Origin of the sequence: Alistipes provencensis (assembly GCF_900083545.1) — a bacterium.
Taxonomy (GTDB): Bacteria; Bacteroidota; Bacteroidia; order Bacteroidales; family Rikenellaceae; genus Alistipes; species Alistipes provencensis.
Window position 1 is genome coordinate 3,191,654 of the sequence record NZ_LT559262.1, and the last position, 12,802, is coordinate 3,204,455.

The 12,802-nt window shown below is 53.4% G+C and carries 13 protein-coding genes and 1 other RNA gene; 5 read left to right on the plus strand and 9 right to left on the minus strand.

The genetic code is table 11. The features are described from left to right. Positions 1 to 300: 300 nt before the first annotated feature. The 3 genes from BN5935_RS12540 to BN5935_RS12550 all read left to right on the plus strand — a co-directional run bounded on the left by BN5935_RS12540 (position 301) and on the right by BN5935_RS12550 (position 1,923). A complete protein-coding gene (locus tag BN5935_RS12540; RefSeq protein ID WP_064976393.1) occupies positions 301 to 714 on the plus strand; it encodes a Fur family transcriptional regulator in 414 nt (137 codons plus the stop codon). A 6-nt stretch (positions 715 to 720) separates the two neighbouring features. Continuing rightward, positions 721 to 1,287, plus strand: coding sequence for a 6-pyruvoyl trahydropterin synthase family protein (locus BN5935_RS12545; protein ID WP_064976394.1), 567 nt, complete (start codon positions 721 to 723; stop codon positions 1,285 to 1,287). Positions 1,288 to 1,383: 96 nt separating this feature from the next. Beyond that, complete coding sequence (locus BN5935_RS12550) at positions 1,384 to 1,923, plus strand: cupin domain-containing protein (RefSeq protein WP_082944141.1); 540 nt, start codon at positions 1,384 to 1,386, stop codon at positions 1,921 to 1,923. A gap of 200 nt (positions 1,924 to 2,123) precedes the next feature. Here the strand turns inward: BN5935_RS12550 and BN5935_RS15580 are convergent, their stop codons facing one another. From BN5935_RS15580 to BN5935_RS12570, 4 genes are all read right to left on the minus strand, one after another. Further along, entirely contained in the window at positions 2,124 to 2,645 is a 522-nt protein-coding gene (locus BN5935_RS15580) for a hypothetical protein (RefSeq protein ID WP_235821096.1), read from the minus strand. Between the two features lie 4 nt (positions 2,646 to 2,649). Continuing rightward, positions 2,650 to 2,889: an archaellin/type IV pilin N-terminal domain-containing protein gene (locus tag BN5935_RS12560; RefSeq protein WP_064976395.1), complete on the minus strand. Its 240-nt coding sequence runs from the start codon at positions 2,887 to 2,889 to the stop codon at positions 2,650 to 2,652. A 355-nt stretch (positions 2,890 to 3,244) separates the two neighbouring features. After that, positions 3,245 to 3,604 (minus strand): topoisomerase C-terminal repeat-containing protein, encoded by a 360-nt coding sequence (locus BN5935_RS12565; RefSeq protein ID WP_064976396.1) that lies wholly within the window; start codon positions 3,602 to 3,604, stop codon positions 3,245 to 3,247. Between the two features lie 108 nt (positions 3,605 to 3,712). Then, a complete protein-coding gene (locus tag BN5935_RS12570; RefSeq protein WP_064976397.1) occupies positions 3,713 to 4,792 on the minus strand; it encodes a linear amide C-N hydrolase in 1,080 nt (359 codons plus the stop codon). Between the two features lie 310 nt (positions 4,793 to 5,102). On the opposite strand from BN5935_RS12570, the gene BN5935_RS12575 reads away from it, so the two are divergent. Beyond that, a complete protein-coding gene (locus BN5935_RS12575) occupies positions 5,103 to 5,429 on the plus strand; it encodes a hypothetical protein (protein WP_064976398.1) in 327 nt (108 codons plus the stop codon). Beyond that, entirely contained in the window at positions 5,426 to 6,073 is a 648-nt protein-coding gene (locus BN5935_RS12580) for a nucleotidyl transferase AbiEii/AbiGii toxin family protein (protein ID WP_064976399.1), read from the plus strand. The genes BN5935_RS12575 and BN5935_RS12580 overlap by 4 nt, the downstream gene beginning before the upstream one ends. 129 nt (positions 6,074 to 6,202) lie before the next feature. Here the strand turns inward: BN5935_RS12580 and BN5935_RS12585 are convergent, their stop codons facing one another. The 5 genes from BN5935_RS12585 to BN5935_RS12605 all read right to left on the minus strand — a co-directional run bounded on the left by BN5935_RS12585 (position 6,203) and on the right by BN5935_RS12605 (position 12,626). Beyond that, positions 6,203 to 6,979 carry a glucose 1-dehydrogenase gene (locus BN5935_RS12585; RefSeq protein ID WP_064976400.1) on the minus strand — a complete coding sequence of 259 codons (777 nt, stop codon included), beginning with the start codon at positions 6,977 to 6,979 and terminating at the stop codon, positions 6,203 to 6,205. Positions 6,980 to 7,119: 140 nt separating this feature from the next. Then, a complete protein-coding gene (locus tag BN5935_RS12590; protein WP_082944142.1) occupies positions 7,120 to 7,443 on the minus strand; it encodes a DUF3853 family protein in 324 nt (107 codons plus the stop codon). Between the two features lie 176 nt (positions 7,444 to 7,619). Further along, positions 7,620 to 8,564, minus strand: a complete 945-nt coding sequence (locus tag BN5935_RS15250) for a hypothetical protein (protein ID WP_147625836.1) — start codon at positions 8,562 to 8,564, stop codon at positions 7,620 to 7,622. 357 nt (positions 8,565 to 8,921) lie between these two features. Beyond that, positions 8,922 to 9,325, minus strand: a transfer-messenger RNA (tmRNA) gene (gene ssrA, locus BN5935_RS12600). Between the two features lie 109 nt (positions 9,326 to 9,434). After that, entirely contained in the window at positions 9,435 to 12,626 is a 3,192-nt protein-coding gene (locus BN5935_RS12605; RefSeq protein WP_064976403.1) for an ATP-binding protein, read from the minus strand. Positions 12,627 to 12,802: the final 176 nt, after the last annotated feature.

The following is a 12,802-nucleotide window of genomic DNA, read 5'->3' on the forward strand; positions in this document are numbered from 1 at the left end:
GTGTACTTTTCAGGCACCGGAAAAAGTACATCGAACAGAGTGTTAGTTCATGGATGAAACGGGACATTAAATTTCTTGCTTTCATTTCTCGCCAAGGGCAGAGCTTCGCATAACGGCTCCATAATTCCTTCGATAACAAATATGCTTTTGTTAATTCCGCCTACCGGAATATAGTGGCCGGAACATATAGACAATTACGGCACAATTCGGGCTGGGATCAATTGCTCCTAAAATTTAGTTGCGAATTATTTGCATTTATAAATTATTCGCAATATATTTGCAGCACAATACAACCGACAGATGGAGACAACAGATACGATACGCAAAGCGGGACTGAAGATGACACCCCAGCGAAGGGCTGTCTACGAGGCCATGATGGAACTGCGCCATGCGCCAATCGAAGCCATCATAGCCAAAGTCCAGTCGAAGGATAAGGAGATGACGCTCTCGACGATCTATCGCGTCCTCGACTCGTTCTGCAAAGCCGGCATCCTATCGCTGGTATGCCATCCGGAAACGGGCAAATGCAACTACGACATCACGGTGCACGAGCACCACCACCTATTCGACGGAGAACAGATCATGGATTACGACGATGCGGAGCTGACCCGCCTGATCCGGCAATATCTGGAGAGCCACAACATACCCGCTGCCGATATCGAGAAAATACAAGTACAGATAACACTCAACAAATCATTCACAAACAAACAGTAAATCAACATGAGAAGCATCACAACATTCGACTTGCAGTACGCACACCGCTTTTACGGTTTCAAGGGCGAGGCCCAGTATCTTCACGGCCACACGGGAGTCCTGACCATCGAGGTCGAGGACACGGTCAACGAAGGGGTAAACATGGTATTCCCCTGCAACGAGATTCAGAAGACGGCCTGGGACGTGCTGAAGAATTTCGACCACGCACTGATCCTGCGCGAAGACGACCCGCTGCTGCCGGCTGTTCTCGACGTATACGAGAAGCAGGGCATCAAGAACGGCCACCCGCAGAACACGATGAAGGGCGAAGCGTTCAAGACCGAACTTGCAACGGCCTATCCCGACTGCCGTCTGGTCGTCACGAAGGAGACGATGACCGTCGAGGGCATGATCAAGATCGTCTACGACCTGCTCAAGGACAAGCTTAACATCGCCAAGATCACCTTCACCAGCGGTGTGAACGCCGGTTCTGCCGAGTTCGAGACCAAGAACGACATCGACCGCTGCCCGCTGTGCGGCATTTCGCTCAACGAAGAGGGCGTATGTCCCAAGTGCGGTTACAAGAAGAAGTAAAGACGCGGTACCTACCGACAGAAGGGATGCCTTGAAAGGGGCGTCCCTTCTACTCATCGGACGATCAATACACACACATCTTTATCACATACGAACATGAACAAACATCTTTTTCAGGCAGGAGTACTGGCAGCCGCTTTCGTATTGTCGGTTTCCTGCGGACAGAACAACGCCTCAACCGCCGATGCGGCAGCCACCGAGGCAGAGAGCGCAACCGAAATCGTATTGAAAGACTACGGCAACGCCCCGACCGTGCTGGACATCGAGGCCTACACCGTGGGCAACGAGAATTTCCGCACGGCACTGTGGACGGGCACGAACCTGCAGGTGACGCTGATGACCATTCCCGTCGGCGGCGATATCGGTCTCGAACTGCACCCTGACATCGACCAGTTCCTGCGCATCGAACAGGGACAGGGCCGCGTGATGATGGGCGATGCCGAGGACAAGCTCGACTTCGTGCGGGAGGCGAAGGCCGACCATGCGGTATTCGTACCCGCCGGCAAGTGGCACAACATCGTCAACACGGGCAGCGAGCCGCTCAAGATCTATTCGATCTATGCGCCCGTAGAGCACCCGCACGGCACGGTCCACAAGACCCAGGCTGAGGCCATGGAAGCAGAACACCATCATTGATGGTTATTTTTTGTTTGTGCTTGAGAAAAGGACTCCCATGAACCCCGGTATTATATCTGCGTCTTTCAGACGTTCACCCGCTATTCACCGGAAAGAGCAAGCAGCCCCACCCGACGGTGTGCTGCTCGATCAACTCCCACCAGTGGAATGATGCCATAGCGGAAAAAACACCGAACTTAACAGCGACTTCTTTTTATGGATCAATTTCCACGGGCAGAACGTTGTTCGTAAAGTTGTACCTTTTCCATGACCATATCGAGGAACTGGCGACCCTTGGCGGTGTCTTCGCCGAAATAGCCGATCATTCTGGAAATGCTCCGCTCATTGGAGAGCCATTTTTCGTAATAGTGTCCGCCCATCCATGCCCCGAATGTCTCCTCGAAGGATTGTTTTGAAAGCGCTTCGGAAAGGTCGAAATTGTACCACCACCGGTAGATACGGAAGAAGAGTTCGTAGTCGGGAATGACTTGCCAAACCCCTGCATAGCGCACCGGCTCGCGGTTATTGAGAGTGAAGAGTTGGCCGGAGGCGACTTCGAATGTGCCCTGCATATGGTGGAGACAGAGTTCGCAGCAGATGTCACCCAGCTCTTCGGGAGTAACGGTCTGCGTCGAGAGCCAATCGCGGGCATCGGGGCTGGATGCCGCCGTAACGGTAAGTTCCACACGGTGTCCCAGCAGCCACAGGCGGATTTTACGGGGTTCGATCGGGATGAGTTCCATACGGTCAATAGATGAGGTGAGCGAGGATTACGGCAAATAGCGCCACGGCAGTCAGCAGGCAGGCGACGCGGTAGAGAAAGCGGAAAAGTCCCGGGAAAAGGACGACGAGGAGAGCCGCACCTACGGGAGAGATTCCTCGGGTGTACAGATAGGAGAATGCGATCCAGGCCAGCGGCAGGAGCAGGGCAAGTTTCCAGAATCTACGGGTTGGAACGAGTGCCGAAAGGAGGTTTGACGTTTTCATTTTTTTATATTTATGATGTGGAACATCTGTATATCTGCTTTTTTCGGGCAATCCCGCGGCGGCCCCCGGCAAAAGGTTTCCGGGAAAAATACCGCAGCCACAGGCGAGGATGATTTTTTCCGGAACCGCAAGGCTCCGACCTTGCAGCCGGGAGACACGGCACGCCGCGAAATTTGCCCTAAAAAAGCAGATGTCAGATGTTCCCTTTGTCCCGCTTCCTTTCACGGGAGATATCGGTAGAATACAGGCCCGCCCTTCTGTTCAGAAAATATTGTCTGCTGGTATTACGAACGTCTGGCCCCAATAAAAATGAGCGCAGGATTTTCTCCTGCGCTCAAAGTATATACGCTTGCTATTATTTTGTGCCCGATGGTAACGGTTTTTCGGGAAAAACGGGTCGTAGCGAGCAGTCGGCCGCAAAACTGAGAAAGACGTCGAAACTCTGTCCATCCTTGTCTTTGAGTCCCCGAATCAGTTCTGTCGCTCCGGCAGTGAAAAGCTGCTCGAAATGGGTATCTGTAAGGTCCATATTCAGGAACCGTCGAGGAACAATATGGGCACATTCGGGATTGGTACATTGAGCGAATCTGCGGCGCAGGATCATCTTTCCCGCATGGCATTTGGGACAGGGAAGTGCTCCGGCTCCGACATCGGGAAAGCGGATGGATATCACCTCCTCCGTGACCTGCCGGGCATAGATCGCAATCGACTCCATTTATTTGGTTTTGAAACAGCGGAGCCTGCATTGTGCCTTCCCAATATGACATAAACGCCAGAGCAGACGAGCTGTTTCCGACCGTTTTCCTTTTATCGGCAAAGGGTCTTACCGAACCTTCATCCGTACAATAGGCTGTTGCCGCACCTCGTCAAGCGGCAAAGCCCGGTATTTCACTTTCGTGAAATCTATCGTTTCCAAATCAAAACAGCGGATCGCGCTGTCGTGCATCGTGCGGTAGTAGATGCGCCGATTCGTGATGTCGGTGGCCGACGTCCATTGCGTGGCGCTCGGAATGTCGGCCGGAACCTTGCCTGCGGCGAACTCGACGCCGACCGGTATGTCGAAATTATTGAGTATCTGAAAACTTTGCAGCACGGTGGCTTCGGCCTCGGCCTGCTGTGGAGCCGTCGTCTGGTAGAATGCCGCACGGACGAACCGCGAAGGAGGCGTGACATCGCCCGGAATACCCAGCATCCCGCTTCCGGCCCCGAAAGCCGCCAGCCGGACACCGCCCATATCGTGATCCGGAGCCGAACCCGCATAGAGATTGACGTAGTTGTTCAGGTTGGTGAGCTGCCAATCGAATCCGGGTGAGTTGGTCAGCACCCCCAGTTTATTTTCATAGAAAACCGGCTTCCCGTCGATGAACTCCAACACGACCTGACGCCCCGAACGATCGGCGAAGCGCCAGTGAACCGTCGAAGCCCGCGGGTCGATATTGATCACGCGGATGCGACCGATCAGCTCCTCCACCTCCCCGACATCGCGGCAGGTGCTCAGCACCAGCGGCACGAGCTGCAGATCGGCGACGCTCGAACTCTTCAGCGCCAGATCGTAGTCTTCGTATCTGCCGTAATTGGGAAAATAGAACAGTCCGGCCGAAAGCCCGGCCTCGTTGAGTCCCTCGGCCACGAACTCCTGCTGCTCGACCGCCAAGCCGACATAGCCGTACTGCGCCGTGAAGACCATGCCGTCGCTCCCGCCCGGAACGAACGACTGCTGGCGATAACCCCGGGGAACGACCACATACTGGCTGCGAAGGTCGCTGCCGCCCCATTCGATCGTGCGTGCCACGACGCAGGCGCCGTCGCCGGACGTCAGCGTGATGCCCGTACAGGCGGTTACGGATTCGGCCCCGAATCCGACGGCGGATAAAGCCGTCAGGAGAATCAAACTCTTTTTCATGGTTGTATTATGTTTGAGAGCAAAGAAAGCAAAAAATCCGACGCACTCCTATATCGGCCTGCAAAAAAGACTTCATTGACCTAATAACAATCCGGATTATACTTTTTTAATAAAAGCTCTTCCTATGCTGTAAATTTACGAGGCACTCTATCGAAATACGAGTTGATGGCTGTATAGCTCGGAGAGAAGAAGCCTATGGAATAAAAAGGCGTATAGTGCTACGCCACACGGCCCATAAATTGCAGGTAATGCGCGTAATAAATGGTGTCGGGAATACGTTTTATCTAAGAAAAGTTGCTAACTTTGCAATATGGATATTCGGAATCATCTCGTGGACAAACTGATCGAGGCTGGGGCGTTCTGGCCGTATGACCAAGCCTCCGTCCGGGATTCCATATCGGACAACCAACTGATCGAAGCGGTACTCGTCAAATTGGATATAGAGGATATCGACCTGCTTTTCAAATTATTCCCCAATAGTAAAATCAAGAGCGTCTGGCTGAAGACGATGGTCGTTCAGGGAGATTATTATTACTCGCTGAACCGCTTTTACGCATGGTATTATTTCCATGTCCGTTATCCTGACCGTTACCTGAAATCAATGCTTACGCGCCATTTATCACGACTGACGGCATGAAAGGAATCGCACGACATACCGAAGCGCTTATCGAACCGGCCTCACGGCTCGACTGCCTGAAAGGCTGGGTGTTGGTCGGAGGAACGGCCCTTGCCATCCAACTTGGCCACAGGCTGAGTGAGGATTTGGATTTCATGCGCTGGCAGACCCGCAGGGACGAGCGGATGGATGTGGATTGGCCGACGATTCGCAAACAGCTGGAAACGGTGGGCAAAGTGGAATCGATGGATATTCTCGACCATAACCATGTGGAATTTGTCGTCGCGGGCGTGAAGTTCTCCTTCTATGCACGGGAGAGCAAAGCCCCGGAAATGACCTTGATTCCCTTTATGAACAACATCGTTTTGGCGGATGCCGCATCCATTGCCGTAATGAAAATGGAAGTGATGCTACGGCGCAGCAAGTTCCGGGACTACTACGATCTTTACTGCATTTTCCGCGAAGACCCCGATGTGATGAAGTACGTCAAAAGGGCCGGCGATTATTCGAACCATATGCTCAAAAGCAAGCATATTCTCACCATGCTGACAGATTACAGGCGTTTCGGCGAGGATCGTAATTTCAGCCAGCTGGAACCCGCATATTCCATCGGTGCGGAAGAGATTGAAACGTATATCAAAGGATTGTTGCAAAAGCCGGAGTAATCTCTGCTTCCAAAAACGCTATAATAAAATCGCCCCGAACTCTGTGTCGGGGCGATTTTTATTTTTCGGAATGCTCTGCTTATATCAAGTAAAAACGTCATGCAGGTGCAGGAACAAAACTGCCGACTGTCAGTCGAGCGTCTGCACGCCGCCGCCGTTGACAAAGAGCACCTGACCGCTGACCCACTCGGAGACCGGCGCGGCGAAGTAGAGCACGGCACCCGCGATGTCGGACGGTTCGCCGAGCCGGTGAATCGGCGTGTGGGCCAGCATGCGGCTCTCGATCTCGGGCGTCAGTACCGTCGAGAGGGCCCGCGTGCGCGTGGCACCCGGCCCGACGCAGTTGATACGCACGTTCATCGGCCCGAAGTCGAATGCCAGATTGGCTGTCATGTGGTTGAGCGCCGCTTTCGACGAGGCGTAGGCGCTCATGTTCGGGCTTTTGTTGATACTGGCCATCGAGGTAATGTTGACGATGCTGCCGTAACCCGCCCGGGCCATGTGGGGCACCACGAGTTTGCAGAGTTTCCACGCGCTGAAGACATTGAGACGAAAAATCGCCTCGAACTCTTCAGCGCTGAGTTCGAACGGATTTTCGTGACCGCCCCGGCCGCCGCCGGCGTTGTTTACGAGAATGTGTATCGCCCCGAACTCCTCGACAGTACGGGAAACGAGTTGTTCCAGCGCCCGGTCGTCGAGTACGTCGCATGCGATGGCAAGGGCCTTGCCTCCTTTGTCGCGGATGGCCTGCGCCACGGCTTCGCCGGTTTCGGGCGTGCGGTTACTCACCACGACGGTGGCTCCCGCTTCGGCGAGCGTTTCGCAACAGGCGCGGCCGATACCGTTGCCGCCGCCGGTGACCACGGCCACCTTGCCCGTGAGATCGAATAACGGTTGTATGGACATAACGTTAGCTTTTAATAGGTATCATTTGCGGTTCCAGCAACAAGCCGAGAACACCGAACGTAAAAATAACTATTTTCCCGGATATTTGAACACTGGATTTTCCAACTGTCGAAATAACTTTTCTGCGAAGAAGCCTCGTTTTATAGGATATCACGAGAACGGACTTTCCTGCCACCGGTTTTACGTCCTGCCAACTCAAACGCCAAATCCGCATCCACAATGATTTTGCGACCGATTTGCGTAATCGCTTGATCAATTTTTCCGCTCGCCTTTATACGGTTAGCAGTCGGAATACTACACCCGAACAATTCGGCGATGCCCCGAATTCCGTAAACGTGTTTTTTCGGTGGAGCGACAATGTAAGGCTGCCGCTCTGATTGCTCCACGCCATTCTGCTGAAGAAAGAGAAATTCTTCTCCTGTCATCTGCCACAACAGTTTCGATTTCAATGTTTCTATATCCATATACAAATTACATTGGTGAGACATGAGATTGTTGACCAGTCAATTATAGCACAAATGTAACTCAGTTAAAATAAGAGAACAACAATCGTAACCAATACATTCATTATGTACTGACTATAAATGCTATACAAAAATCACATTTAATACAAAATCGTACTACGGTCGTAGTGAAATTATTAAAAAGGAAGGTTGTAAAAAATCGTATGGTAGATTTTTGTTAATGGTTCGCGGCGGCGACGCTCAAAATTCTGACCTATCGCAATTCGATAACGCATCTCGAAAAAACGCTTAATCGCCATATCACGTTTGGGAAGAAAATAACCATTATCAAGCAAACCCGTAAGAAATGTCACAAGCCGCTTGATATCGGGTTTATCATTTTTGTGCTTCGCCTGCCAGCGCAACTCCACGTCCAGATCACCTAATTTGACCAACCGCTCTTCCAATTCGCGAAATTTGTCGAACATCCGCGAGCGGAAGATTTCGTCAGGCAAAATGTTCTTAACCCCAGGCATCTGCTCATCGGAATCTGTTCCTATTGGTGTGATTATTTTTGTTTCCTTTTCAACGGGAAAATAACTATCGAGAATTGAGGCTGAAGAGCAACTCAGTTCATAGATAAGGGTATAATAGTCCGTACTGATCCAATCAGCATTTTCCTTATGATACGCATTACGTTCATTGTCGACTCCATCCAATTCTATGCGATTTTCCCGCAAGAGTTGTTCACGGACCTTCTCATCCGGGTAAGGGTATTCTCCGATCTGTTTTTGGTCATTTAACAACAAAGCTCGTTTTCCGGCAAACAGATAATCTTCCCGAAGCCGACAAAGATCACCAAAATTAATTTGTCCGAAAACCTCACGACGGGTTTCACAAATATGGATAGTAGTTCGTATTAAGTCCCGCAGACGGGTCAATATACGATCGTTAATCCCCTCAGCAATAAGACGCAGGGCGATTGGTTCCACTGGCGTGCTTCGTAATACAACGCAAATATCCCGATATGCCTGTTGGTAATAAACCTGAGATGCGTCTGTCTCACAAGGATCGGAGTTCAGCTGTTCAATGAGCCTTTCATAAGTAACGGTCAGTTCTGTTATTGAGGAGTAAAAATCCATCGTTATATCGTATTGAATTTATACAACTTACCACCCTATTTCATTATGCAACCTATGAACATTGCACTAATTTATTCAGAAACCACCATATATGGTTACCTTGAATATCCTTAAAATACAGAGATTATTGTAGAATAACGCAATGAGTATGCATTTATTTTGACGCTATACCATATTAGTATTTAGCCCCAAAAGTTGGTAGTGAACTCGCTCCATTACTCATTGCAAGATCTGATTTCTTCCTTCCAAAGCTTCTTCCATCTAACTTCTTCAAGAACGCCAAAAAAATACACACCTTCTTTCGAAAGTGTGTAATTTAGTGTGTAAATACCATAAAACACTGATATTCAATACACTTTGTGGAGGTGGCGGGAGTCGAACCCGCGTCCAAACAGGGAACCCGAAAGCTTTCTACACGTTTATCCGCAATTTGATCCTTCTCCCCATGTCTGGCAGGCGGCAACCGAACACGGGGCCCAGTTCCTAAAATTTCGCACGCCGGCCGGAACGCTCCGTCGCACTATCTCTCAATGAATGATACCCCGTATGAAGAGCCGTTAAAGAGCGGAACGTCCCTTCGGGATACTCGTCGCCAAAGCGCCTAGGCTTCGGCGATTAAGCCAATTTTCCTTGAAAATTAGGCAGCGAGTGCAAGGCGATTATTGCCATTTGTAGTTTGAGCATCGGGATTAACGAGCCGCCGCACAGCGCTCGACGTGCTTACAATCAAACTCTGCCTGCTGTCAAAACCGGGCACCCCCAGTCTTTCCGGCACAAAGCCAATCGGAAACTGTGACAAAGATAGTGCATTTTTTCGAAATATCCGCCACGGCGGAAATAATTCCGCACCGCGCCCGCCGGACAACCCCGCTATTCGCCCGAAAGCAACCTGCGCAGCGTCTGCCGCAGCGTGTCGCCCGTGAGGGGCTTGGCGAGGTATTCGTTGCACCCGGCTTCGAGGGCTTTCTGGCGGTCCCGGTCGTAGGCGTAGGCCGTCACGGCGATGATCGGCACATGGCTTCCCGTCCCGCGGATCTGCCGCGTGGCCTTCAGACCATCCATCACGGGCATCTGGATGTCCATCAGCACGGCATCGGGCTGAAGCTGTTCGCACAGCCGCACGGCCTCCTCGCCGTTGCTGGCGCGGATCACCTCGTACTCCTTTTTGAGCATCAGCGACAGCAGCAGGTAGTTGCTGTCCGTGTCCTCGGCGATCAGCAGCACGGGACGGTGTCCGCTGCGGGTCACCGACAGTGCGGACACCTGCTGCGGATAGGTGACCTCGGAGCCCGGAAGCTCTTCGGGAATTCCCATCGGCACCGTAAACCAGAAGCAGGCACCCTTGCCCAGCTCCGATTCGACACCGATCCGGCCGCCCATCTGCTCGACGATCGACTTCGAGATCGACAGGCCGAGACCCGTGCCCTGCACGAAGCTGTTGAGCTTGACGAAACGTTCGAAGATGTTGGCCAGATGCTCCTTGTCGATGCCCGAACCGGTGTCCGCGACCGCAAAGCGCACCTGATCCCCCTCGACCGTGTAGCTCAGCGTGATGCTGCCCTCGGCGGTGAATTTGACGGCGTTGTTGATGAAGTTGGTGATGACCTGCGTCAGGCGGCCCTTGTCGCCCAGTATGAAGCAGGGGCCGCCGGGACCGACGAAGCGCAATTCGACGGGACGCCCCTGCACCTTGAGGCTCAGCGAGCGCACCACCTCCTCGCACATCTGGTTCACGTCGACCGACCCGTAGTTGAAGTCGAACGTTCCGGCCTCGATCTTCGAAAGGTCGAGGATATCGGATATCAGCGTAAGCAGCAGATCGTTGTTCTCCTCGACCACACGCAGGTAGTCGCGCCGCTCCTCGGGGTCTTCGGCTTCGGTCAGCAGGTTCGAGAATCCCACGATGGCGTTCAGCGGCGTGCGTATCTCGTGGCTCATGTTGGCCAAGAAGGCCGATTTGAGCCGGTCGCTGACTTCGGCCTTGTTCTTGGCCTCGATCAGGTTCTTTTCGGTCATCTTCAGCTCCGAGATGTCGTAGTTGACACAGACCATCTCGATCTTCGACGGATCGTTGTTCATCGGGTTGCGCACCACGTTGATGCGCGTCCATTTCTCCGTGCCGTCGTCATTCAGGATATGCAGGTCGAGGTTGAAGCTGTCCGACGTCCCGGCCTTGACGCGGGCGATATTCTCGAGGATCGCCGCCTTGTCGACGGGATCGACGTGGTTGTAGACGCCGAGAATCTGGTTGAGCGGCGTGTCGGGCTGCTCCCCGAGGTTGCGGTACCACTGGGGCACCCCGCTGCCCTCGCGCTCCAGCAGGTCGAAGCGGCAGAAGCCCATCTTGCCCAGTTTGCTGACCAGCGCGAACGAACTCTCGAACTCCGCCAGCCGCGTGTGGGCGCGGTTGATCTCGGTGTTGTCGATGTTGATCAGCATGAAGTTGCAGATGTTCCCCTCGATGTCGTAGAGCATGTTGACCGTGGTGTATATCTCCAGAAAGCCGGTCTTGGCCGACGTGTAGTAGCCGTTGAGCCGGTCGAACGGATAGTTGATCCGGAACGCCTGCTCGCGCCCGGCGCGAACTCCGTCGCGCACCTCCTGCGGAACGAGCGGATTCTCGAAGAAATTGAGTCCGAGAGCCTCCTCACGGGTCACGCCGAAAATCTCCATGTCCTTGTTGTTGATGTCGACCAGCGAACCGTCCGGGGCGTAAAGCTCCACGCCGACCTGAATGTTGTCGAAGATGTTGCGCAGGAAACGCTCGTTGCGGTAGAGCACCTCGTGAGCCTGATGCACTTCGGTCTGGTCCGAGAAGAAAGCCACGACCTCGTCCTCGCAGGTGGAGTAGAGAACATAGTGCAGGTAGCGTTTCACGCGCTCCAGCGTGATGTTGCCGTCGACATACTCGCCCGTTTCGAATACCTTCGAGGCATCATCCAGCAACAGTGTCAGATCGCCGCCCAGTTCCGAAGCGCAGTGTCCGACATAGGCTTCGCGGGGAAGCTCCAGAATCCGGTCGGCCGCCTCGTTCGAGTCGAGCACCCGGTAGTCGCCCAGTCTCCCGGCTTCGTCGCGGAGCATCTTCACCCGGACATAACCCAGCGGCATGTGGCGGTAGAGGTTTTGCAGATAGAGCCGGTCGGCCTGCGCCGCCTGTTCGGAACGCTGCAGGTCGAGGCATAGCCCGATGATGTTGACCAGCGACGCGAACCACTGGCAGTCCTCGTCGGTCCACTCGCGGTGTCCGTCGACGATGTCGATGCCGGCATAGCCCCAGACCTTGTCCCGCGAAGCCAGCGGCATGATGAGCAGCGACTTGATATCCTGCGCCATCAGCAGGTCGTGTTCGCCCGCCGCCTCGGAAGGCAGGTCGCTGATGTCGGAAAGAATGATGGAATTACCCTGCGAAACGTGCTCCGTCCACCACGGGAAATCCTCCATCGGAAGCGAACTGAGGCGGTCCTGCTCACTGGAAACCCCCGCCGCCGTCACTTCATAAGCACAGTTGTGGGTGCGCTGTTCCCAGTCGAATTCGATGATGTAGGCCCGGTCGCCGCGGAACATCGTAAGCACCTCGTACAGAATCTTGTTGACCGTATCGCGGGTCCTGTCGCTGTGCAGCAGCGCGAGCAGCGTGTGCGAAATGCTGTTGAGCCGGTAGAGCAGGTCGTCGATCCGGGCGCGGTCCTGCCCGTCCGCCGGCTGTTCGAGTTGCGTCTGCTGCACATAACCGGTCATGACATCGCGTCCGTCGGGAGTCGTCTCGCGGCCTATCACCTTCCATTGCAGCCACAGCCGATGCCCGTCGGGGGCGATCAGCGGAATGGCGCGTTTCAGCGTATGGGCATCCTGCAGCAGACAATTACCCGGGCCGGATATTTTCGCATACGCCTCCGGAATAAGGCTTTTTATCTCGTCGAATCCTACCTCCGGAGTGGGATAACAGAGCATATTCTGCAAAAAATCGGACATGTGAAATATCCGCCGCGTCATATCCGCTTCCCACCAGCCGGTCTTGGCATCCTTCAATACCGCCCGCAGTATCTCTTCTTCTTTCATCTATAATTCCCTCAGATATTGGGACAAAAGTAGGCATCCGCCACCGGATTTGCAAATAAAAACGTGCGTTTTTCTATACAGAAACGTCCATAAATACCCGTATTCGGCCCTTTTATCCGAGCCAAACACGCACAGAAGTCCCGACGGTGCTTTTTTTGTGCCGGGGTGTTTTACGG